The sequence below is a fragment of the Sphingomonas aurantiaca genome (assembly GCF_003050705.1).
In the GTDB taxonomy this organism is placed as follows: domain Bacteria; phylum Pseudomonadota; class Alphaproteobacteria; order Sphingomonadales; family Sphingomonadaceae; genus Sphingomonas; species Sphingomonas aurantiaca.
Map to the genome: position 1 here is coordinate 513,856 of NZ_QAOG01000004.1, position 20,367 is coordinate 534,222.

At 66.6% G+C, this 20,367-nt stretch carries 23 protein-coding genes and 1 pseudogene; 12 read left to right on the top strand and 12 right to left on the bottom strand.

Annotation, left to right across the window (positions count from 1 at the left end; genetic code table 11):
* Positions 1 to 100: 100 nt before the first annotated feature.
* The 3 genes from C8J26_RS14025 to serS are packed head-to-tail and all read right to left on the bottom strand — an operon-like array spanning position 101 to position 3,269.
* Entirely contained in the window at positions 101 to 1,228 is a 1,128-nt protein-coding gene (locus C8J26_RS14025; protein ID WP_107958835.1) for a M23 family metallopeptidase, read from the bottom strand.
* Positions 1,228 to 1,992: a 5'/3'-nucleotidase SurE gene (gene surE, locus C8J26_RS14030; protein ID WP_107958837.1), complete on the bottom strand. Its 765-nt coding sequence runs from the start codon at positions 1,990 to 1,992 to the stop codon at positions 1,228 to 1,230. The genes C8J26_RS14025 and surE overlap by 1 nt, the downstream gene beginning before the upstream one ends.
* The gene (serS, locus tag C8J26_RS14035; RefSeq protein ID WP_107958839.1) at positions 1,992 to 3,269 is read right to left on the bottom strand and encodes a serine--tRNA ligase; all 1,278 of its coding nucleotides are present in this window, start codon (positions 3,267 to 3,269) and stop codon (positions 1,992 to 1,994) included. The genes surE and serS overlap by 1 nt, the downstream gene beginning before the upstream one ends.
* Before the next feature lie 144 nt (positions 3,270 to 3,413).
* On the opposite strand from serS, the pseudogene C8J26_RS14040 reads away from it, so the two are divergent.
* From C8J26_RS14040 to C8J26_RS14060, 5 genes and pseudogenes are all read left to right on the top strand, one after another.
* Positions 3,414 to 3,855: pseudogene (locus C8J26_RS14040) on the top strand (host attachment family protein).
* 87 nt (positions 3,856 to 3,942) lie between these two features.
* Entirely contained in the window at positions 3,943 to 4,239 is a 297-nt protein-coding gene (locus C8J26_RS14045; protein WP_107958841.1) for a hypothetical protein, read from the top strand.
* Positions 4,240 to 4,260: 21 nt separating this feature from the next.
* Entirely contained in the window at positions 4,261 to 4,839 is a 579-nt protein-coding gene (locus tag C8J26_RS14050; RefSeq protein WP_107958843.1) for a hypothetical protein, read from the top strand.
* A 579-nt stretch (positions 4,840 to 5,418) separates the two neighbouring features.
* Positions 5,419 to 5,889 (top strand): RNA polymerase-binding protein DksA, encoded by a 471-nt coding sequence (gene dksA, locus C8J26_RS14055; RefSeq protein ID WP_056410556.1) that lies wholly within the window; start codon positions 5,419 to 5,421, stop codon positions 5,887 to 5,889.
* A 150-nt stretch (positions 5,890 to 6,039) separates the two neighbouring features.
* On the top strand, positions 6,040 to 6,369 hold the full coding sequence (locus tag C8J26_RS14060) for a PilZ domain-containing protein (protein WP_167398846.1): 330 nt from the start codon (positions 6,040 to 6,042) through the stop codon (positions 6,367 to 6,369).
* A 132-nt stretch (positions 6,370 to 6,501) separates the two neighbouring features.
* Here the strand turns inward: C8J26_RS14060 and C8J26_RS14065 are convergent, their stop codons facing one another.
* On the bottom strand, positions 6,502 to 6,657 hold the full coding sequence (locus C8J26_RS14065) for a YdcH family protein (RefSeq protein WP_082445084.1): 156 nt from the start codon (positions 6,655 to 6,657) through the stop codon (positions 6,502 to 6,504).
* A gap of 238 nt (positions 6,658 to 6,895) precedes the next feature.
* Here C8J26_RS14065 and C8J26_RS14070 point away from each other — a divergent pair, with 238 nt between their 5' ends.
* Positions 6,896 to 7,078 (top strand): YdcH family protein, encoded by a 183-nt coding sequence (locus C8J26_RS14070; protein WP_107958962.1) that lies wholly within the window; start codon positions 6,896 to 6,898, stop codon positions 7,076 to 7,078.
* A gap of 172 nt (positions 7,079 to 7,250) precedes the next feature.
* Positions 7,251 to 7,709: a DUF1465 family protein gene (locus tag C8J26_RS14075; RefSeq protein WP_056410547.1), complete on the top strand. Its 459-nt coding sequence runs from the start codon at positions 7,251 to 7,253 to the stop codon at positions 7,707 to 7,709.
* A gap of 12 nt (positions 7,710 to 7,721) precedes the next feature.
* On the opposite strand, the gene C8J26_RS14080 is transcribed toward C8J26_RS14075, so the two are convergent.
* The 4 genes from C8J26_RS14080 to paoA all read right to left on the bottom strand — a co-directional run bounded on the left by C8J26_RS14080 (position 7,722) and on the right by paoA (position 12,561).
* A complete protein-coding gene (locus C8J26_RS14080; RefSeq protein ID WP_055877391.1) occupies positions 7,722 to 8,681 on the bottom strand; it encodes an NAD(P)H-dependent flavin oxidoreductase in 960 nt (319 codons plus the stop codon).
* Positions 8,682 to 8,771: 90 nt separating this feature from the next.
* Positions 8,772 to 10,964: an aldehyde oxidoreductase molybdenum-binding subunit PaoC gene (gene paoC, locus C8J26_RS14085; RefSeq protein WP_107958847.1), complete on the bottom strand. Its 2,193-nt coding sequence runs from the start codon at positions 10,962 to 10,964 to the stop codon at positions 8,772 to 8,774.
* 5 nt (positions 10,965 to 10,969) lie between these two features.
* Complete coding sequence (locus C8J26_RS14090) at positions 10,970 to 11,920, bottom strand: FAD binding domain-containing protein (RefSeq protein ID WP_107958849.1); 951 nt, start codon at positions 11,918 to 11,920, stop codon at positions 10,970 to 10,972.
* Positions 11,917 to 12,561, bottom strand: coding sequence for an aldehyde dehydrogenase iron-sulfur subunit PaoA (gene paoA / locus C8J26_RS14095; protein WP_107958851.1), 645 nt, complete (start codon positions 12,559 to 12,561; stop codon positions 11,917 to 11,919). Before paoA ends, C8J26_RS14090 begins: the two co-directional genes overlap by 4 nt.
* A gap of 108 nt (positions 12,562 to 12,669) precedes the next feature.
* Here paoA and C8J26_RS14100 point away from each other — a divergent pair, with 108 nt between their 5' ends.
* On the top strand, positions 12,670 to 12,870 hold the full coding sequence (locus tag C8J26_RS14100; protein WP_107958853.1) for a hypothetical protein: 201 nt from the start codon (positions 12,670 to 12,672) through the stop codon (positions 12,868 to 12,870).
* Positions 12,871 to 13,024: 154 nt separating this feature from the next.
* On the opposite strand, the gene C8J26_RS14105 is transcribed toward C8J26_RS14100, so the two are convergent.
* Positions 13,025 to 14,440 (bottom strand): dihydrolipoyl dehydrogenase, encoded by a 1,416-nt coding sequence (locus C8J26_RS14105; protein WP_107958963.1) that lies wholly within the window; start codon positions 14,438 to 14,440, stop codon positions 13,025 to 13,027.
* Positions 14,441 to 14,543: 103 nt separating this feature from the next.
* Here C8J26_RS14105 and C8J26_RS14110 point away from each other — a divergent pair, with 103 nt between their 5' ends.
* From C8J26_RS14110 to C8J26_RS14120, 3 genes are all read left to right on the top strand, one after another.
* A complete protein-coding gene (locus C8J26_RS14110; RefSeq protein ID WP_107958855.1) occupies positions 14,544 to 15,170 on the top strand; it encodes a glutathione S-transferase family protein in 627 nt (208 codons plus the stop codon).
* Positions 15,171 to 15,386: 216 nt separating this feature from the next.
* Complete coding sequence (locus C8J26_RS14115) at positions 15,387 to 16,466, top strand: LacI family DNA-binding transcriptional regulator (protein WP_107958857.1); 1,080 nt, start codon at positions 15,387 to 15,389, stop codon at positions 16,464 to 16,466.
* The gene (locus C8J26_RS14120; protein WP_425275408.1) at positions 16,467 to 17,957 is read left to right on the top strand and encodes an MFS transporter; all 1,491 of its coding nucleotides are present in this window, start codon (positions 16,467 to 16,469) and stop codon (positions 17,955 to 17,957) included.
* Between the two features lie 40 nt (positions 17,958 to 17,997).
* Here the strand turns inward: C8J26_RS14120 and C8J26_RS14125 are convergent, their stop codons facing one another.
* From C8J26_RS14125 to C8J26_RS14135, 3 genes are read right to left on the bottom strand one after another with little or no spacing between them, the layout of a single operon-like run.
* The gene (locus C8J26_RS14125) at positions 17,998 to 18,567 is read right to left on the bottom strand and encodes a DUF1190 domain-containing protein (protein ID WP_055877367.1); all 570 of its coding nucleotides are present in this window, start codon (positions 18,565 to 18,567) and stop codon (positions 17,998 to 18,000) included.
* A gap of 10 nt (positions 18,568 to 18,577) precedes the next feature.
* Positions 18,578 to 18,991: a DUF350 domain-containing protein gene (locus C8J26_RS14130; RefSeq protein WP_107958861.1), complete on the bottom strand. Its 414-nt coding sequence runs from the start codon at positions 18,989 to 18,991 to the stop codon at positions 18,578 to 18,580.
* 32 nt (positions 18,992 to 19,023) lie between these two features.
* A complete protein-coding gene (locus C8J26_RS14135; protein WP_056410515.1) occupies positions 19,024 to 19,665 on the bottom strand; it encodes a DUF2491 family protein in 642 nt (213 codons plus the stop codon).
* A gap of 245 nt (positions 19,666 to 19,910) precedes the next feature.
* On the opposite strand from C8J26_RS14135, the gene C8J26_RS14145 reads away from it, so the two are divergent.
* Positions 19,911 to 20,345, top strand: a complete 435-nt coding sequence (locus tag C8J26_RS14145; protein WP_107958865.1) for a YjfI family protein — start codon at positions 19,911 to 19,913, stop codon at positions 20,343 to 20,345.
* Positions 20,346 to 20,367 lie beyond the last annotated feature (22 nt).

Genomic DNA, 20,367 nt, shown 5'->3' on the forward strand with positions numbered 1-20,367 from the left:
TCATCCCGGCGAAAGCCGGGATATTCATGGGCGGGTGCTGCGGCTCGAACGGGGAGATCCCAGCGTTCGCTGGGATGACGGTCAGGGGGGAAGGACGGAATCAGCTTCGCGGCAATTGCGAGGTCGGGTCGACGGGGGTCCGCCCCTTGCGCAGTTCGAAGTGGAGTTCGGGACGGTCGGCGAAACCGGTGTCGCCCGACAGCGCGACGGTCTGGCCGCGCTTCACGCTCTGCCCGCGCTGCACCAGCAGCTTCGATGCGTGGCCGTAGACGCTGGTCCAGCCGCCGCCATGCTTGATGATCACCAGCCCGCCGAGCGCGGCGATACCGTCGCCGACATAGGCGACGACGCCGTCCGCGGCCGCGTGGATCGGCGTCGAGATCGGCACCGCGATCTTGATGCCGTCGTTGCGTTCGCCGCTCGCGCCCGGGCCGAAGCGCTTCACGACCCGGCCGTCGACTGGCCACAGGAACCCGCCGCTCGCGAGGCGCGCCGGCGCGGTGACGACGGCGTTCGAGGGCAGTATGCGGCGCGGCGTCGCGATCGGCTTGGCGGGCGCCTGGTTGTTGGCAAGCGCGGGCTCGCCGCCGGTCAGGATGTCGTCGATGTCGAGCGAGAAGGCGCGGGCGCGCTCCGCCGCGCTCGGCCTGCCGCCACCGGGCGCATCGGGGATCAACACGCGCTGGTCGGCGCGCAGGACATAGGGCTCGACGAGCGCATTGACGGAGACGATCCGCGACCATTCCACGCCGTAGGCGCGCGCGATCGCGATCCCGGTCTCGCCGCGACGGACCTGGTGGTAGCGGCCGCCGGGGATGGTCAAGCGCTGGCCGGTGCGGATCGTGTAGGGCGTGTCGAGATCGTTCGCGCGTGCGATGGCCTCAAGGCTCGCGCCGCTGCGATCGGCCACGCGGCGCAGCGTGTCGCCGGGCTGCACGACATAGGTCGAATCGGGGATCGACTTCGCATCGGCGCTGACCGGGCGCGCTTCCCAGGCGGGGCGCGGGGCGGGGAGGGTGGTGACCTCTCCGGTATCGCGGCCCGGTATGTCCTGCGGCGGCGTATCGTCACGGCGCGGCGGGGGATCGTCGCGGCGTGCAGGCGGCACGCGATAGGGGCGCGTCGGCACGGTGCCATAGCCCGCGGGACGATCGGCATGCGGGATGCACGCGGCCAGCCCCAGCAACGGCAGCGCCGCTGCCGAGACGAGCGCACGCGCACATCGCATCAACGATAGGCCCGTTCGAGCAGGTCCATCGATTCGAAATGCGTCAGGTCGAGATGCAGCGGCGTCACCGACACATAGCCGTCGGCGACCGCCTCGAGATCGGTCGCATGCGCGGGCGTATCGACCGTGCCGGACAGCGCGAACCAGTGATACTCATAACCGCGCGGATCCGTGTTGGTGACGATCTGCAGCCGGCCGTAATCGCGCAGGCCCTGGCCGACGACTCGTACGCCCTTGACCGCATCGGCGGGACCGGCGGGGAAATTGATATTGACCAGCGTCCGCGGTGCGAGCGGCGCGTCGAGCAGCGGCCGCAGGACTCGCTCGCCCCACGCCTTGGCCGCTTCGAACGGTACGCTGTCGCCCATGCCTTCGCGGCTGTAAAGCTGGCTCAGCGCGATCGAGCGAACGCCGGCGAGCGCCCCCTCCATCGCCGCCGACACCGTGCCCGAATAGGTCACGTCCTCGGCCAGGTTCGCGCCGCGGTTGACGCCCGACAGGATCAGGTCGGGCGGGCTGTCCTTCATGATCTTGGCGAGCGCCATCATCACCGCATCGGTCGGCGTGCCCGCGACGGCATAGCGCTTCTCGCCATGCTTGCGCACGCGGATCGGCCGCGACAGCGTCAGCGAATGGCCGGCGCCCGATTGTTCGTCCGCGGGCGCGACCACCCAGATATCGTCGGACAGCGTTGCGGCGATCGCCTCCAGCACCTTCAGCCCGGGCGCGTGATAGCCATCGTCGTTGGTGAGGAGGATCCGCATCAGCGCGTCGGCTCCAAGAGCGTCAGGCCGCCGAGATAGGGCTGGAGCACCGCGGGGACGGCGACCGAACCGTCCTCCTGCTGGTAATTCTCCAGCACCGCGACGAGCGTGCGGCCGACCGCCAGCGCCGAGCCGTTGAGCGTGTGGACGAACCGCGTGCCCTTCTCGCCCTCGGGACGATAGCGTGCGTTCATCCGGCGTGCCTGGAAATCGGTGCAGGTCGAGACGCTGCTGATCTCGCGGTAGCGCGCCTGGCCCGGCAGCCAGACTTCGAGATCATAGGTGCGTGCAGCGGTGAACCCCATATCGCCGGTGCATAGGAGCATCCGCCTGAACGGCAGCTGCAACGCGTCGAGCACGCCTTCCGCACAGGCGGTCATCCGCTCATGCTCGGCCTCCGACATGTCGGGGGTGACGATCGAGACCATCTCGACCTTGTCGAACTGATGCTGGCGGATATAGCCACGCGTATCGCGGCCGGCCGCACCCGCCTCGGAGCGGAAGCACGGCGTCAGCGCGGTGAAGCGGATCGGCAGTTCGGCCTCGCTCAGGATCTGTTCGCGGACGATATTGGTGAGGCTCACCTCCGCGGTCGGGATCAGCCAGCGGCCATCGGTGGTGCGGAACAGGTCCTCCGCGAATTTAGGGAGCTGGCCGGTGCCGAACACCGCTTCGTCTCGGACCAGCAGCGGCGGCGAGACCTGTTCGAAGCCCTCCTCGGCGACATGATCGAGCATGAACTGGCCGAGCGCGCGCTGCAGCCGGGCGGCGGGCCCGCGGACCAGCGTGAACCGCGCGCCGGACATCGCCGCGCCGGTCTCGAAATCGAGGCCCAGCGCAGGGCCGATCGCATCGTGCTCGCGCGCCGCAAAGGCGAAGGTCGCGGGCGTGCCGCGGGTGTGGACGAGCGCGTTGTCGTCCTCGCCGCCGCCTTCGGGAACGTCCGCCGCAGGCAGGTTCGGGATCGCCGCCAGCAGGTCGCCGAGTTCGCTGCTCAGCCGCGCCTCATCGGCTTCCAGCGTCGGCAGCGCCTCCTTCAGGCTTGCGACTTCGGCCATCAGTGCCTGCGCCCTGGCCTCGTCCTTCTGCGCCTTGGCCTGACCGATCGCCTTCGACAGTTCGTTGCGACGCGTCTGCGCGGTCTGCGAGTCGGCGATCGTCGCGCGGCGCTGTTCGTCGAGCGTCACCAGCGATGCGGACTGCGGTGCGACACCCCGCTTGGCAAGGGCGGCGTCGAAGGCGGCGGGATCGTCGCGGATCAGGCGTATGTCGTGCATGGCGCAGGCTATGCCGAGGCGGGTGCGCAGGCGCAAGACGGCTCCATCCTCCTGGTCCTCCCCCGCCAGGGCGAGGGTCGCAGGCAACCTCCGCGCGACGCGGCGCGTTCATCCACCATACGCAACGCGAAAAGGAGATATCGCATGCAGCTTCCTCACAACGCCGTGGTGCTCGTCGCCGATGGTCGGAAAAATGCTGTTCCTGCGCAATGAGGGCGACAATGCGTTCCCCAATCTGATCGTCGAGGAAGCGCAGGAGCAGGACAATCCCGCGACGCGCGACCAGGCGACCGACTCGGCCGGGCGCGCCTCGTCACCGCAGGGCGGCGTGCAGAGCTCGGTGGAGCCGACCGATTTCCACCAGATCGAGGAAGATCGCTTCGCCGCCGACGCCGCCGCGATGCTCAAGAAGCGCGCCTTGGCGAACGACTATGAGACGCTGATTGTCGTCGCACCGCCCAGGACGCTCGGCGAATTGCGGAAGCATTATCACAAGGAAGTCAGCAACCGTCTGGCCGGCGAACTCGACAAGGACCTGACCGGGCACCCGATCAAGGATATCGAGAAGGCGCTAAAGAACGCCTGACCGAACGTAAAAAGGGCCCCGCGGGACATCTCCTGCGGGGCCTTTTCTTTGCCTGGTGTCGGCGCTTACGCGGCGGCGGCCTTTCGGGTGGCGAAGCGCTGGCGTGCCACGAGTGCGGCGGCGGCGGCGCCGAAGAGCAACACCATCGGCGGTGCGGGTACGGGCGCGGGCGGGCCGCCGCTCGATCCCGTGCTGCCACCCGAGCTTCCGCTGCTCGCGCTCGAAGCGCTGCTGGCACTCGACGCGCTGCTAGCGCTCGATCCGCTGGCGGAAGAGGCGGAGCTGCCCGACGAGGCGGAACTGCCCGACGATCCGTTCGAGCTCCAGCCACCGGTCGAGTTCCAGCCGCCGCTCGATCCCCAGCCCTTGCTGCTCGAGCCATAGCTCGATCCGTCATGGCCGGGCTTGCCGCCCGACGAGCTGCCGCTGCTGGCAGACGATGCGGAGGAGGCCGACGAAGCCGACGACGCGCTGCTCGACGCGGACGATACGTTGCCGCTCGACGACGACGAGACGTCGCCGCTCGAGCCACCCGAGGCAGAGGAGACGTTGCCGCTCGAGCCACCCGAGGCAGAGGAGACGTTGCCGCTCGAACCGCCGGAGGACGATGTGCTCGATATCTCGGCACCGCCGGTGCTGCTCGACGATCCGCCGGTTGAGGTCGATCCGCCGCTCGACGCGGACCCCCCGGTCGATGTCGATCCGCCGCTCGAGGTGGAGGAGATCACGATGCTGCCGCTCGAGCCGCCGCTGCCGCCAAAGCCGCCGCCGAACCCGCCACCAAAGCCACCGCCGAACCCGCTGCCGAAAAAGCCGCCGCTGCCGCCCACGGCCAAGGGCGCGGCACCCGCACCGCCGCCACCGATATATCCGTCGCCGACGGGCGCGGGGATCGGGACCGGGGCGGCATTGGCCACCGTCACGACGGTGGGCGCGCAGGTCGTCCGCGTCGTCGTCGTCACGCGCCGCACGCGCGGCCGGTGAACCGCGGCGACCTGAGGGCGGGCAACGCGCTTGACGAGCATGCGCTTGGCGTTGGCGGTTCGATTGGAGCTTTCCGCGACATGCACCGCGCCGCCGCCGATCAGGGCACCGCCACACGCACAGGCGCACAATTTGGCCAAGGCCATCCTCACCGACATATCGTCACTCTTTCGTTGCCGGCACCCTCGTGTTGCCGGATCCCCGTGTGCAATGTTTACGGCATCGCCATGCAGACTAACTGCAAAACAAACCGTTAAGTGCAAGAGCATTAACCATATCTACGCGGGTTAATCACCTATTTACGTCGGCTTGTTCGCCGGGTTCACCCTTAACGTGCCGCCATGGGACATAAGTGACGCGGGCGTTCGTCCAGCGTTTGCCGGCCGGCAACGGCGCGTTTCCTCGGTGTGCGTGAAACCGCAAAATGAATTGGCGTAATATAATGTCGGATCTGGTTATTTTTGCGCAAGCCGGGTCGCTTGTGATGATCTTCGCGCGCGACTATAGGCGCATTCACCATTTGGGGGCGGTCCTCGGAGATCAGCGTGGTTGATCCGACGGGGCCAGAGGGAGAGTGGTATGGCGACCGTAATGAATCGTATGGACGATACCGGGACTATCAATCGAAACGCTGCGAACGACAGCGACGACGAAAGCTATCGGCCCGATGCCGACGAACCCTTTATGAGCCTGAAGCAGCAGGCCTATTTTCGCGGGAAATTGCAGGCCTGGAAGGATGCGATCCTTCGGGAATCGCAGGAAACGCTGTCGCAGCTGCAGGTCGATTCGCTGCGTGAGGCCGATCTCACCGATCGGGCGTCGAGCGAGACCGACTGGTCGATCGAACTGCGCACGCGCGATCGGCAGCGCAAGCTCGTCTCCAAGATCGAGGCGGCGATCCGCCGGATCGACGAGGGCGAATATGGCTATTGCGAAGTCACCGGCGAGCCGATCAGCCTCGCCCGGCTCGAAGCGCGGCCGATCGCGACGATGACGGTCGAGGCGCAGGAGCGGCATGAGCGCAACGAGAAGGTCTCGCGCGAGGATTGATCCGCACGATCCCACTGCGCGCGTCACCAGGGTCGCATCGGTTGCCCGTCGTCGTTAAGCCATTTGGCAGGCTTTGGGGCCTAACAGGTGAGCCGGGCCACAATTATGCGGCCTCGATAACGCGGGACGATGATGGACAGGTGCGATCATATGACTGGCGGGGACCGGACTATAGATAGCATTGCGCCGGATTCGGCATCGGCCGGTTCGACCGCGGGCAAAAGGGCGCTGCCGCGCGACAGCCTGCTGCTGGTCGGCCAGTGCCGACTCGGCGACGAGCCGGGCGTGCACGAGGTGCGCGTCCGCAATCTGTCCGAGGCCGGGCTGATGATCGAACTCGACATACCCGCTGACGTCGGCAGCCATGTGTGGCTCGACTTGCCCGGGATCGGAGAGACCAGCGGGACAGTGGCGTGGTGCGCGGCGGGGAGAATGGGGATCGCACTCGACGGGACGATCGATCCCAGGCGCGCTCGGTAGTCGGATTTAGCAACCACGCTGCTTATCGTTGCGAGAGGCGTGGGATGGGCAGGGCTTGGGCCGGACGGATGGGCGACCATTCCCCGGTCTTGTATCCGGGGCGTGGCCGCCTGGTATCCGCCGTTCAGCGCGTTACAGGCTGACGATCTCTTCCTTGAGTCGCAGTTTCTGCTTCTTCAGCTGCGCGAGGATGGCAGCGTCGGGCAAGGGGCGGTGCGTTTCCGCTGCGATTCGCTGATCAAGCACGGCGTGCTTGGTTTCCAAGGCTGTCTGATGCGTCGTCTGCACGATGGAGTACCTCCTGCATTCGGGTTGGGGGACGGAGTAAACCACCACGTCATCGAAATGTCTTTATCGGAAATGGACCAAATCGATTGGCCGACTGATTTAATGCGACGACCCGTGTGTTCGACGCATGCTACCCATGATGCGGCGCTTTAGCGCTCGCCAGCGCGCCCCCATTTGCTAAGGACGCCGGTGACGGAGGATCGGCATGTATCTCAGGGACAGCGTGGACGAGGCTCAGATGCGGGTACGGCTGGACGGGATGCGGGTCGAGCATCGCGACCTCGACGATGCGATCGCCGCGCTCATCCTGTCGCCGGTCCCCGACCAGTTGCAGATCGCGCGTCTCAAGCGGCGCAAGCTGAGGCTTCGCGACGAAATCGCCGCGTGCGAAGACATGCTGATCCCGGATATCATCGCCTGAACGACGAAGACCGAGCGCTCTCCTGAAGGCGTGTCGCAAGCCGATCGACCGCGCCGTTTGTCGGGGACCAGCTGGGCTAGATGCCTCATTTTGATACGTTTCGTACAATCGGCATCGCGTCACGGCTGTCATCACGCTGGGCTGCACCAAGCGGCTATGCCATCCCGGCGCGATGAGTGGTCTGTATGAATCGCAACTGCATCGGCGATTGGTCGATGCGCTGTACAGCGAAGCGATGGTGTTGGCGGATGAAGCGCGCACCTATTTCGACGAAGCGGGGCGGGGGGAGCGGGAGGCGCTGGACGCGATGATCCGTGTGAGTTTCAGCTGCGAGTCGCTGAAGGTCACGACCCGGTTGATGCACGTCATTGCGTGGCTGTTGACGCAGCGCGCGGTCGAGGCGGGGGAGTTGCAGCCGCGCGATGCGCTCGATCCGGTGCGGCGACTGGGCGATGCGCCGGTGACGGACCAGAGCCTGCTCGACGTGCTGCCGGTGCGCGCGCGCGCGCTGATCGAGGCGAGCAGCGATTTGCACCGCCGGGTCGGCCTGCTCGACCGGGGACTCGACGAGGTCGATATCGTCAGCCCGGTGCTGACCCTGCAGGGCCGCCTAGAACGCGCTGCGTTCTAGGCCGTCACCGGTTCAGAGCGCGAGGCGGGCGCGGGCGGCGCGATATTCGCGCTCCAGACGATCGACTCGGTCGGCGACGCTCTCGACCTTGCTGACCGCGCCGATGCCCTGGCCCGAACCCCAGATGTCGCGCCAGGCCTTCGGCTTCGATCCGTTGCCGCCGCCGAAGTCCATCGTCTTGAGATCGCCCTCGGGCAGATTGTCGGGGTCCATCCCCGCAGCCTCGATCGACGCGCGCAAATAGTTGCCGTGGACGCCGGTGAACAGGTTCGAATAGACGATGTCGGAGGCTTTGCCCGCGACGATGCCGTCCTTGTAGGCCTGATCCGCATTGGCCTCGGTCGTCGCGATGAACGGCGAGCCGATATAGCCGAAATCGGCCCCCATCGCCTGCGCCGCGAGCACCGCGTCACCCGTCGCGATCGAGCCCGACAGCGCGAGCGGGCCGTCGAACCACTGACGGATTTCCTGGATGATCGCGAACGGCGACAGGCGACCGGCATGACCGCCAGCGCCGGCCGCGACCGCGATCAACCCGTCCGCGCCCTTTTCGATCGCCTTGCGCGCGAACCGGTCGTCGATCACGTCGTGGAGCGTGATGCCGCCCCAGCCATGCACCGCGGTGTTCAGGTCTTCGCGTGCGCCGAGCGAGGTGATGACGATCGGCACCTGCCACTTGGCACAGGTCGCGAGGTCGCTTTCGAGACGGTCGTTCGACTTGTGGACGATCTGGTTGACCGCGAAGGGGGCGGCGGGCCGGTCGGGATTGGCGCGGTTGTGTGCACTCAGCTCCTCGGTGATCCGGTGCAACCATTCGTCGAGCAGCGCCTGCGGCCGCGCGTTGAGGGCCGGGAAAGAGCCTACGATACCCGCCTTGCACTGCGCGATCACCAGTTCCGGGCCGGAAATGATGAACAGCGGCGAGCCGATGACGGGGAGTCGCAGGTTTTTTAGAATGGCGGGTACGGTCATGCCGGTTTTCTAGCGCAACGCAATCGCGCGCGCCAGAGCCGGTTTTGCCCTCCATCCAGCCGATGTTCAGGCCGGATGGAGGGCAGGGTATCAGACCATCTTGCCGATCACCTTGTCGAGCGTCAGCGGATATTCGCGGACGCGGACGCCGCAGGCATTGTAGACCGCGTTGGCGATCGCCGCGCCGACGCCGCAAAGGCCGAGCTCGCCGATGCCCTTGGCCTTCATCGGCGAGGACTTTTCGTCCAGCTCGTCCATGAAGAACACGTCCTGCATCGGAATGTCGGCATGCGCGGGGACGTGATATTCGGCGAGGTCGTGATTGACGAAATAGCCGAACCGCGTGTCGACGATCGCGTCCTCCATCAACGCCGCGCCGACGCCCATCGTCATCGCACCGATCACCTGGCTGCGCGCCGATTTCGGGTTGAGGATACGCCCGGCGGCAAACGCACCGCTCATCCGGCGGACACGGATCTCACCGGTGGCCGAATCGACTCCGACCTCGACGAAATGCGCGCCGAACGTCGCCTGCGCATAGGTCTTGGTCAGATCGCCGAACTCGATCGAATCCTCGGCAGACAAGCCGGCATCGCCCGCGGCCTCGGACAGCGAGACGCTGCGGTTGCCCGACTTCACCTTGCCGTCCTCGAACACGACATCGTCCGAATTGAAGCCGAGCTTGCGCGCGACCGACTCGCGCAGCGCCATGCAGGCTGCATAGACACCCGCGGTCGAGCTGTTGCCGCCCCACTGGCCGCCCGACCCCGACGAGGCGGGGAAGCTGCTGTCGCCGAGCAGCACGATGACCTTGTCCATCGGCACGCCCATCAGTTCGGCGACGGTCTGGCCGATGATCGTGTAGCTGCCCGTGCCGATATCGGTCATGTCGGTGGCCACCGTCACCATGCCCTTCTTGTCGATGCCGACGCGGGCGCCCGACTTCATCGTCACGTTGTCGCGAAACGCCGACGCCATGCCCATGCCGACCAGCCAGCGCCCGTCGCGGACCTGGCCGGGTACGGGATTGCGCTTGTTCCAGCCGAAGCGTTCGGCGCCGGTCTTCAGGCAACCGACCAGATCGCGCTGCGAGAACTGGCGCGAGGGCTTTTCGGGATCGACCTGCGTGTCGTTGACGATCCGCAGCTGGACCGGGTCCATCTTCAGCTTCTCGGCCAGCTCGTCCATGGCCGCTTCGAGCGCGAGCAGCCCGACCGCCTCGCCCGGCGCGCGCATCGCATTGCCCTCGGGAAGGTCGAGCACGGCGAGACGAGTCGCGGTCATGCGGTTGGCGCCGGCGTACAGCAGACGAGTCGCGTTCGGCGCGGTCTCGGGACCGCCGCCGGGCAGGTCGCCCGACCAGCTCTCATGCGCGATCGCGGTGATCTTGCCGCCCTTCTGCGCACCGATGCGCAGGCGCTGGATCGTCGCGGGGCGATGCGTGGTGTTGTTCATCACCTGCGGACGCGTCAGCGCGAGCTTGACCGGCCGCCCACCGATCGCGCGCGAGCCAAGCGCCGCCATCACCGCATCGCTGCGGATCCAGAGCTTCGACCCGAAGCCGCCACCGACATAGGGCGACATCACATGGATGTTGTCCTTCGGGATCAGCAGCGTCTCGCTCATGTCGCCGACAGCCCAGGCGATCATCTGGTTCGACGTCCACAGCGTCAGCTTGTCGCCCGTCCACGCCGCGGTCGTCGAATGCGGCTCCATCATCTGATGGCTCTGGTCGGGCGTCGTGTAACGCTCGTCGACCTTCACCGCCGCCTTGGCGAACGCGCCGGCAAAGTCGCCTACGGCCGTGTCGGGGGTGCCGCTCTTGGGCTTGGTTGCCGAGCCCTGCGACGCGGCGAGATCGAAATTGCCCTTCGCCCGCGCATAATTGACGCGCAGCAGCTTGGTCGCGGCACGCGCCTGCTCGAACGTCTCTGCGACAACGACGGCGACGGCCTGGTCGTAATGCTGGACGTCGGGGCCGGCGAGCATCCGCGCGGTGTGGTTCTTGGCCTTGCCGATCTTGCCGGCATTCTCATAGGTGACGACCGCGAGCACGCCGGGTGCCGCCTTGGCGTCGGCGACGTCGATGCTCTCGATCCGGCCCTTGGCGATCGAGGAACCGAGAATATAGCCATAGGCTGCGTTCGGTGCGGCGTCGCTCCGCTCATAGGCGTAATGCGCGGTGCCGGTCGTCTTCAGTTTGCCGTCGATACGATCGATCGGCTTGCCGAGCACCTTCATCCGGTCGGTGGGATTGGCGGTTGCGGGGGTATCGAACTTCATGGGCGTCAGGCCTTCGCGTCTTCGAACACGGCGCCGATGGTGCGTTCGACCAACGGCAGCTTGAACGCGTTCTGTGAGGTGGTGCGGGCGCCGGCGAGAACCGCCGCTGCGGTGGCCTTGGCGCCATTGGGCATCTGCGCCTCGGCCGCCTCGACGCGCCAGGGCTTGTGCGCGAGGCCACCAAAGGCGAGCCGGCCACGACCGCCGGGCTGGATCACGGCTGCGACCGAGATCAGCGCGAAGGCGTAGGACGCACGGTCGCGCACCTTCTGGTAAATGTGCGTGCCGCCGATCGGCTTGGGCAAGGTCACCGCGGTGATGAGCTCACCCGGGGCGAGCGACGTCTCGATGTTCGGCGTCGCACCGGGCAGCCGGTGGAAGTCGGCGATCGGGATCGCGCGGGTGGCGCCGGCGGCGTTCACCGTCTCCACGGTCGCGTCGAGCACGCGCATTGCGACGGCCATGTCGCTCGGATGCGTGGCGATGCACGCCTCGCTCGTCCCCATGATCGCGAGGTTACGGTTGAACCCGCCGATCGCGGCGCAACCGCTGCCCGGCTGGCGCTTGTTGCAGGGCTTGGTGGTGTCGTAGAAATAGGGGCAGCGCGTGCGCTGGAGCAGGTTGCCCGCGGTGGTCGCCTTGTTGCGGAGCTGGCCGCTGGCGCCGGAGACCAGCGCACGGCTGAGCACGCCGTAATCCTTGCGGACACGCGCATCGGCGGCGAGATCGGTGTTGCGGACGAGTGCGCCAACGCGGAGGCCACCGTCGGCGGTCGGAGCGATCTTGTCGAGGCCGAGGCCGTTGACGTCGATCAGATGCTGCGGCGTCTCGATCTGCAGCTTCATCAGATCGAGCAGGTTGGTGCCGCCGGCGATGAACTTGGCGCCCGGCATGCGGGCCGCGGCGCTCGCTGCCTCCTTGGCCGAGGTGGCGCGCTCATAGGTGAAGGCCTTCATGCCGTGCGCTCCGTGCCCGCGACTTCGTGGATCGCGTCGATGATGTTGGCATAGGCGCCGCAGCGGCAGATATTGCCACTCATCCGCTCGCGCAGTTCGTCGGTGGTGACGGTCGGCTGCGCGGCGATGTCGCCGGTGACGTGGCTGGGGATGCCCGCCTTGATTTCGCCGAGCGTCGCGACCGCCGAGCAGATCTGGCCCGGCGTGCAATAGCCGCACTGATAGCCGTCATGCTTGACGAACGCGGCCTGCATCGCGTGGAGCTTCTCGGGCGTGCCGAGGCCTTCGATCGTGGTGATCTCCTCACCTTCGTGCATCACCGCGAGCGTGAGGCAGCTATTGATCCGGCGACCCTCGACGATCACCGTGCACGCGCCGCACTGGCCGTGGTCGCAGCCCTTCTTGGTGCCGGTGAGCTTCAGATTCTCGCGCAGTGCGTCGAGCAGCGTGGTCCGCGTGTCGACGTTGATCTTGGTCGTGCGGCCGTTCACCTTGAGCGTGACCGGCATCGTCGGCGGCGCGGGCTGCGCGCTGCCCTGTGTCTGGGCCTGCGCGGCAGGTGCCGCGGCCAGCGTAGCCGACGCGACACCGCCGGCAATCACGCCACGGCGCGATACCGGAAAACCTTCATCCTGATGCATATAAACCCCTGTATCTGCTAGCGTAACTCGCGAGGGCAGCCAAAGTTGCGCTGGTGCGCATTTGGTTCCGTGAAATCTCGGTCATGTGGTTTGCGATAGGGTGTTGTAATGCGGACGATTTCTTCCGGTGTTTCGGTCCGGCTTTATCATCTCGACGATAGCGGGGAGGGCGGAGCGGCGACGACGTTGTTCTATGGACCTTTGGCGGAGGCGCTGGGGATCGCGGCGCGGCAGGAGGAGGACGTGCAGGCGGGATTATATCTGGCGACGGAGAACGACGTCGTCGCGTATCTGGATCTGGAGGGGTAGCTCACGAATGCGCCTTCGCCGATTTCACCACCCCGGCGAAGGCCGGGGCCCAATTGGGGGCGCATAGTAAAGGCGGGCTGCGCTTCGTTACGACCACCTTTCCAATTGGGCCCCGGCCTTTGCCGGGGTGGTGCAGTGGCCGCGCCGCGTCGGCTCACGTCCCCGGCGTGAAGCCGTCGTCGCGATCTGGCGGGGTCGGCGCGTGCACTTCGGCGCAGATCGAGCGGAGCGCATCCTTCATGCCTTCCTCGAACGTCGGATGGTAGAAGGGCAAGTCGAGCACCTCGGTCGCGGTCCAGCCGCTCTGGATCGCCCAGGCGATCAGGTGCGCGCTGTGCTCGACCGCAGGTCCCGCCATCGTCGCGCCCGTCAGGCGGCCGTCGCGGCGGTCGGCGTAGAAGCGCACCAGCCCGGCATTGCACGCCTCGACTTTCGCACGGCCCTGATCGTCATAGGAGGCGGTGCCGATGACGCTGTCGGTATCTTCGTCCTTGGCGATCTTGCCGATCACTGCGACGTTGGGATGCGTGAAGGTGATCGCGAACGGGACGGAGCGCTTGCCGGGCGTGACCTCGGGATAGCTCGCCGCATTGCGCCCCGCGATCATGCCCTCCGCCGACGCCTCGTGCAGTACCGCGCGATCGTGATCCGCATCGCCCGCGATGAAGATCGGCGCGCTGCCACATTGCATCGTGTCAGGATCATAGTCGGGCATCCCGTGCTCATCGAGCGCGAGCCCGGTCGTCTCGAGCCCGATGTCCTTGATCCGCGGTGGCCGGCCCGTCGCGACGAGCAGATAGTCGAAGCGCTTGCTGCCCGACTCCGAACCCGTCCAGGAGAGCGCGACGCCGCCGCCTTCGGGTTCGGCCTTGAGTTCGACGCCGAGCAGGATCGGCATCTCGCGCGACAGGATCGCGTGATACGCCTCGGCGACATGGGGGTCCTTCAGCCCGCCGATCGTCTCACCCATGTCGAACACCATCGTCTCGACGCCGAGCCGCGCCATCGCCTGCGCGAGTTCGAGTCCCAGCGCGCCTGCGCCGATCACGCCGATCGAGCCGGGCAAGTCCTTCAGCTCGAAGATGCTTTCGTTGGTCAGCACGCGGCCGCGCACGACGTCGAACATGTCGGGGATGGCGGGGCTCGATCCGGTCGCGATCACGACGGATTTCGCGTGGACCTGGCGCCCGTCGCTGAGCGCCAGGATCGTCGCGCCTGCGAATTTTGCGCGTGCCTCGATCTTCACTTCGTTGGGCAATTTGTCGATCGACTTTTCGACGCCGGCGACAAACGCATCGCGCTCCTTGCGGACTCGCGCCATCACCGCGATGCCGTCGACCTTGGCAGACGCGTCGACGCCAAAGACCTTGGCCTGGTCGACCGCATGCATCGCATTGCCGGCCGCGATCAACAGCTTGGAGGGCATACATCCTACGCTGGCGCAGGTCGTGCCGCCAAAGCCCTCGTCGATCAGCAGCGTCTTGGCGCCGTTGCGGCGCGCGCTGCGCTCGGCGGCGAGGCCGGCGGTGCCCGCGCCGATGATCGCGACATCGCAGGTCAGGTTGGTCATCATGGTCTCCGTCGCCGGAGGATTCCGGGAATGCGGTCTACGAAACCTTCGATGCCGCCCAGCCGTTCCGAGTGGCAGCACATTCCCGTATCGAAGGACGCTTATGTTAACGCTGCACCATCTCAACTACTCGCGGTCGATCCGCGTGATCTGGCTGCTCGAAGAGCTCGGGATCGAATATGACCTCGTCAAATATGAGCGCGACGCGAACTTCCGTGCGCCGCCTGAGCTGAAAGCGATCCACCCGCTCGGCAAGGCCCCCGTGCTGGTCGATGGCGACCTGACGCTGGCCGAGAGCGCGCCGATCCTCGCCTATGTCGACGAGCGTTATGGCGAGCGCCGCTTCTCGCCGCCGATCGACAGCGATGCGGCGGCGGTGCACGACGAATGGCTGCAATATGTCGAGAGCTCGGCCGCGTTGCCGATCATGATGACGTCGCTCGGCAAGCGGATGGGCGGGCTCCCCGATGGCCTCGCCAAGTTCACCGGTCCCGAGGTGACCAAGACGCTCGACTATATCGGTACCGGGGTCGGCGATGGCCCGTATCTGATGGGGGAGCAGCTGATGCTGGCCGACATTCAGATGTGCTATATCCTCGCGATCGCGGAAAGCGCCGGGCTGCTGGGCGATCATCCGGACGTCGCGGCGTATCTCGACCGGCTGCGCGCGCGCCCGGCCTTTGTCGCTGCCACCGAGATCGGCGGTCCGTTGATGGCACCCCGCCGATGAGCGGCGCTCCGTCATCCCGGTCGGCCCGGGATGACGGCTCCACTGCCCCCGAAGCCGGGCGGTGCATACGTATTCAGGCTCCAGTGTACCGGTACCACCTTGGTTCTGTGGCTGTTTTGCCACGCTCGGCGGGGTGGCGATGTTGACGCCCGCGCGGTTCTGGCGTGATGCTGACCCACGGCCATCCCACGCGCAGAGGGGCCCTGGACCGCGAGGATGCTGGAGGACCCGATCGTCGTGAATGCCGCTGCCAAGTCTTCCAGCCGATCCGGCGGCAAACCGACCTCGTTCGACATCGCGCAACTCGCCGGCGTTTCGCAACCTACCGTATCGCGCGCGCTGCGGGGCAGCTCGACGGTCAATCTGGCGACGCGGCAGCGGATCGAGGCGATTGCGCGGCAATTGAACTACACCGTCGATCGCAGCGCCTCGAACCTGCGCAACGGCACGACCAAGACGATCGCGCTGCTGCTGTTCCGCGATCCGACCCCCGACGAGACCGTGGTCAACCCGTTCTTCCTCGGCATGCTCGGCGCGATGATGGCGGCGTGCGGATCGCATGGCTACGACCTGCTCGTGTCGTTCCAGCAATTCTCGAGCGACTGGCATACCGATTACGAGGACAGCCACCGCGCCGACGGGCTGATCCTGCTCGGCTATGGCGATTACGCCGATTACCGGTCCCGGCTCGAGACGCTCGTCGCGCAGGGGACGCATTTTGTGCGCTGGGGCTCGGTCCAGCCGGGGCAGCCGGGGCTGACGATCGGGTGCGACAATATCGCGGGCGGCGCGGCGGCGGCGCGGCACCTGCTCGACCGCGGGCGGCGGCGGATCGCGTTCCTGGGCAGCGCCACCGATCATTATCCCGAGTTTCACGACCGGTATCGCGGCTATGTCGCGGCGCTGGGCGAGCATGGCATCGCGGCGGATCCTAAGCTTCAGGTCGAGACGATCTCGACCGAGGAGGATGCGACGCAGGCGACGCGCGAGCTGCTTCGCCGCGGTGTGCCGTTCGATGCGATCGTCGCGGCGAGCGACCTGATCGCGCTGGCCGCGATGCGCGTGTTGGCGGGGGCCGGGATCAACGTGCCCTATGACGTCGCGATCGTCGGGTTCGACGACATCCCCGCCGCCAGCCTTGCCAATCCGCCGCTGACGACGATCGCGCAGGACAGCGGGCTGGCCGGACGGCGGCTGGTCGAGATGCTGCTCGCGCGGATCGGCGATCGACCCGTCGAGAGCACGGTACTGCCCACGCAATTGGTGATCCGACGATCATCGGGTGAAGGACGCTGAATGGCCGTAATGGGTAGGGAGAAACCACGTCAGGGATTCTGGGGGCTGTGGAACATCTCGTTCGGGTTTTTCGGGATCCAGATCGGCTTTGCGCTGCAGAACGCCAATGTCAGCCGGATCTTCCAGTCGCTGGGCACGTCGGTCGACGATCTGGCGTTCCTCTGGATCGCGGCGCCGCTGACCGGGCTGCTCGTCCAGCCGGTGATCGGGCATTATAGCGACCGGACCTGGGGGCGGCTCGGGCGACGGCGGCCCTATTTCCTGGCCGGGGCGATGCTCGCGACCTTTGCGCTACTGGCGATGCCGAATGCGCCGGTACTGTGGGTCGCGGCCGTCTTGCTGTGGATGCTCGACGGATCGCTCAACGTCGCGATGGAGCCGTTCCGCGCGTTCGTCGGCGACATGCTCGGCAGCCGCCAGCGCACCGCGGGCTTCGCCTTCCAGACCGGATTCATCGGCGCGGGCGCGGTGATCGGCAGCCTTGCCCCGATCATCCTGACCGACGTGTTCCAGGTCGCGAACACCGCACCCGCGGGCGGGATTCCGCCATCGGTACAATATGGATTCTATATCGGCGCGCTCGCCTTGTTCTTCGCGGTGCTGTGGACGGTGCTGACGACCAGCGAATATCCGCCTGCCGAGATGGCCGCGTTCGAGGACGAAGGCCCGGTTGCGCCGCAAGACACGGTCGTCCGGTCGAGCGCGCGGCTCGCGCCGGTGTGGATCGCGCTGGGGGCGATCGTGATCGCCGCGGTGGCGCGGTTCGGGCTCGACAAGCCGGTCTATCTGCTCGGTGGTGGGCTGATCGCGTTCGGCGCGGCGTTGCTGGCGAGTGCGGCGCTGGTGAGGTCGGGCAGGGAGTCCAATGTTCTCAGCCAGATCGTCGGCGATCTTGGCACGATGCCACAAACGATGAAGCGGCTCGCGCTCGTCCAGTTCTTCACCTGGTCGGCGCTGTTCATCATGTGGATCTACACGACGCCGATCGTCACGCAGCATGTGTTCGGTACGACCGACACGACCAGCGCGGCGTATAACGAGGGGGCGAACTGGGTCGGGGTGCTGTTCGCGGTGTATAACGGCGTGGCGACCCTGTGGGCGTTCGTCATGCCGGCGCTGGCGGCGCGGATCGGTCGACGCGATGCGCATATCCTCGGGCTGCTCTGCGGGGCGGCGGGGTTCGCGTCGTTCCTGGTGGTGCGCGACCAATATGTGCTGATCGGGTCGATGGTGCTGATCGGAATCGCGTGGTCGTCGATCTTGACGATGCCCTATGCGATCCTGTCGAACGCGCTGCCCCAGGCCAAGCTCGGCGTCTATATGGGGCTGTTCAACATATTCATCGTGTTGCCGCAGCTGATCGTGTCGTCGGTGATGGGGCAGGTGGTGCGGACGTTCTTCCCTAGCGACGCGGTGTGGGCGATGCTGATCGCGGCCGGGGTGATGGGCGTCGCTGCGCTGGCGATGCTGCGGGTCGAGCGGAGCGCGTGATCGGGCTTCTGATCCTCCCCCGCTAGGGGGAGGATTAGGCTCAGCCGCCGAAGCCGCGGCCGCCGAAGCCGCCGCCGAACCCGCCGCGCGAGATCACCGAACTGCGCGTCTGGACGCGCGCAGGCGCCCGCGCCGTCGTCGGGGTGAACGCGTCCGAGCCGACGCGCGTGCGGCCTGTCACATAGTCGCGGTTGATCCGGCCGCCGGCGCCGCCATAATAATTGCCCTCGCGGTCACGATACATCGGCGCGCCGCGATTGCCGAACCCGCCGTTGAGCGCCTGCCCGACGAGGAAGCCGGTCAGCAGCGGCGTGAAGAAGCTGCCGCCATTGCCGTTGTTGCGCGGTTCGCACTGCGCGGCACCGAACTGCTCCTCGCAGGTCTGCTTGTCCTCGAACCGCGGTGCGGTCTTCGCCGCATCGGTCTTGGCTTGTTCGAACGCGGTGTCGCACTGGACTGCGGACAGCGCGCCTGCCGCGCGGCATTCGGCGACGGAGGCATAGCTCTGCGCCTCGACCGGCTTGCCGCCGACATCGCCGTCGCACGCGGTCAGCGAGATGCCCGATCCTGCGATCAGGCTGGTGAGGACTATCGATCTGGAACGCTTCATGGGTGCTTCCTCAGTTCGTCATGCAGGCAGCGTTGAGGATGCCGACGCACAGCGAGATGCTTGCCATATAGGTCGCCGCCGCGATTTCGCCGCGCTGGATCCGCGCGTTGAAATCGCGCATCACGAGACGCTGGACGACCAGCGCGGTGACGATCTGGATGACGCCGGCGAGCAGCGCCCACACCGCGAATTCGACCAGCGAGACGGTATGCGTCAGCGCCGAGGCAAGCGGCAGGACATAGCCGAGCAACGCCGCGCCCAGCGTGATCGCGGCGGCGGTGTTGCCCTCACGGATCAGCGACTTCTCGTGATAGGGCGTTGCCACCTGATAGATGATCTTGAACGCGATCGTGAACACGCCTGCCGCGACGAAAGCGATCAGGAAGGCGAGCGCGCTGGCGCCGAAGCTGTATTGGTCGATCATGGCAAGTCCCCCGGAGCCGTTCGTCGGTGACGCTAGGCCCTGAACTCGCCGAGTTCCAGTGCAACGCCCAGCATGATCTCGAACGAGACCTCGCCCGCCTCGTTCTCCTGGTCGATCGCCAGCAGCAGTTCGCGGCCGTCGTCACCGGGCAGGTCGCGGCCGAACAGCATGCACGTCTGGAAGATGCGACGGTCGACGATGCCGTCGCGGTCGTCGTGAAGATCTTCCCAGAACGTCACCGGTTCCTGCTCGCTCGCCTCGGGGCCGAACCAGAAGCGTCCATATTCGGGCAATCCCTCGGCAGTGAAAGTCCGCGCCTTGAGGCGGCTCTTCCATGCCGGGCGCTCGGCGGACGAGGAGGGATAGGCGCTGTCCCATGGCGCGAACAGCGTGACGTCGGTCACGTCCTGGCCCGCGCGGTCGTTCGACACCGCCTGGAACATGATGTCGTCGTCGGTGTAGAAACGGTGGACGAACCCGCCCTCGTTGAGGTTCACGAGCCCTTGCGCGACGATCACCAGCGTGTCGCGGTCGAACGGGAACAGCAGCTCGGACCCGAACCGGCGCCAGGCGAGCGGATCGACCGTCACCGTGCGCCCCAGCGTGACGTTGCGGACGACGGGCAGGGCGTTGTCGTCAAGCGCTGGCTTGCGGCCGAACAGGCGATCGAACATGCAATCCTCGTATCTTTGTTGATGGCCTGCATAGGGCAAAGCGGCCGGGCGAGCAAAGCGCAACCCCCCGTCATCCTGACGAAAGTCAGGACCCAGAGCCACACCCGCGGCGCTTCGTGGCCCTGGATCCTGAATTTCGTCAGCATGACGGGAAAGGGTGGGGTCGCGGAGTGGGGAGCGGGGATGGCAAGGGTTCGCGACACGTCCTATGTGTGCGTCACGCGACAAGCACGGGAGTTCTTGCATTGACCGACATCTGGACCGTCCGCAGCCTGAAGGCGGCGCTCGATACGTCCGAGCCTGCAAAGGCGGGCGAATTTTCCGCGCGGATCCTGGAAGGCGCCGACCCGGTATTGCTGGTGACGATGCACCAGCACGGCGATCTCGAGCTGTTCGTCAACGTCAGCGAGGCGCAGATCGCGTGCTCGACCTTGCTCTGGCCGTGCGACGAGCAGGAGGACCAGCAGGCGTTCAACACCTTCCTGCTGAAGTCGCAGAAGCTGGTGCCGCTGTCGAACTTCGGGATCGGCACCGTCGACGGTCGCGATTATTACGAGCTGTTCGGCGAACTGGCGACGTCGAGCCCGCTCAACACCGTGGTGATCGAGCTGCGTACGCTTGCTGAGAATGCGATCGATGCGGCCACCGACCTGCGCCACGCGCAGATTCCTGCCGCCTGATTTAGATACAAACGGAGAGACT

Excerpts from the sequence above, each read along its gene's own strand:
- C8J26_RS14025 (WP_107958835.1), bottom strand. The coding sequence starts at position 1,228 with ATGCGATGTGCGCGTGCGCTCGTCTCGGCAGCGGCGCTGCCGTTGCTG.
- surE (WP_107958837.1), bottom strand. The coding sequence starts at position 1,992 with ATGCGGATCCTCCTCACCAACGACGATGGCTATCACGCGCCCGGGCTG.
- serS (WP_107958839.1), bottom strand. The coding sequence starts at position 3,269 with ATGCACGACATACGCCTGATCCGCGACGATCCCGCCGCCTTCGACGCC.
- dksA (WP_056410556.1), top strand. The coding sequence starts at position 5,419 with ATGGCGACCGTAATGAATCGTATGGACGATACCGGGACTATCAATCGA.
- C8J26_RS14060 (WP_167398846.1), top strand. The coding sequence starts at position 6,040 with ATGACTGGCGGGGACCGGACTATAGATAGCATTGCGCCGGATTCGGCA.
- C8J26_RS14070 (WP_107958962.1), top strand. The coding sequence starts at position 6,896 with ATGCGGGTACGGCTGGACGGGATGCGGGTCGAGCATCGCGACCTCGAC.
- C8J26_RS14075 (WP_056410547.1), top strand. The coding sequence starts at position 7,251 with ATGAGTGGTCTGTATGAATCGCAACTGCATCGGCGATTGGTCGATGCG.
- C8J26_RS14080 (WP_055877391.1), bottom strand. The coding sequence starts at position 8,681 with ATGACCGTACCCGCCATTCTAAAAAACCTGCGACTCCCCGTCATCGGC.
- paoC (WP_107958847.1), bottom strand. The coding sequence starts at position 10,964 with ATGAAGTTCGATACCCCCGCAACCGCCAATCCCACCGACCGGATGAAG.
- C8J26_RS14090 (WP_107958849.1), bottom strand. The coding sequence starts at position 11,920 with ATGAAGGCCTTCACCTATGAGCGCGCCACCTCGGCCAAGGAGGCAGCG.
- paoA (WP_107958851.1), bottom strand. The coding sequence starts at position 12,561 with ATGCATCAGGATGAAGGTTTTCCGGTATCGCGCCGTGGCGTGATTGCC.
- C8J26_RS14100 (WP_107958853.1), top strand. The coding sequence starts at position 12,670 with ATGCGGACGATTTCTTCCGGTGTTTCGGTCCGGCTTTATCATCTCGAC.
- C8J26_RS14105 (WP_107958963.1), bottom strand. The coding sequence starts at position 14,440 with ATGACCAACCTGACCTGCGATGTCGCGATCATCGGCGCGGGCACCGCC.
- C8J26_RS14110 (WP_107958855.1), top strand. The coding sequence starts at position 14,544 with ATGTTAACGCTGCACCATCTCAACTACTCGCGGTCGATCCGCGTGATC.
- C8J26_RS14115 (WP_107958857.1), top strand. The coding sequence starts at position 15,387 with ATGCTGGAGGACCCGATCGTCGTGAATGCCGCTGCCAAGTCTTCCAGC.
- C8J26_RS14120 (WP_425275408.1), top strand. The coding sequence starts at position 16,467 with ATGGCCGTAATGGGTAGGGAGAAACCACGTCAGGGATTCTGGGGGCTG.
- C8J26_RS14125 (WP_055877367.1), bottom strand. The coding sequence starts at position 18,567 with ATGAAGCGTTCCAGATCGATAGTCCTCACCAGCCTGATCGCAGGATCG.
- C8J26_RS14130 (WP_107958861.1), bottom strand. The coding sequence starts at position 18,991 with ATGATCGACCAATACAGCTTCGGCGCCAGCGCGCTCGCCTTCCTGATC.
- C8J26_RS14135 (WP_056410515.1), bottom strand. The coding sequence starts at position 19,665 with ATGTTCGATCGCCTGTTCGGCCGCAAGCCAGCGCTTGACGACAACGCC.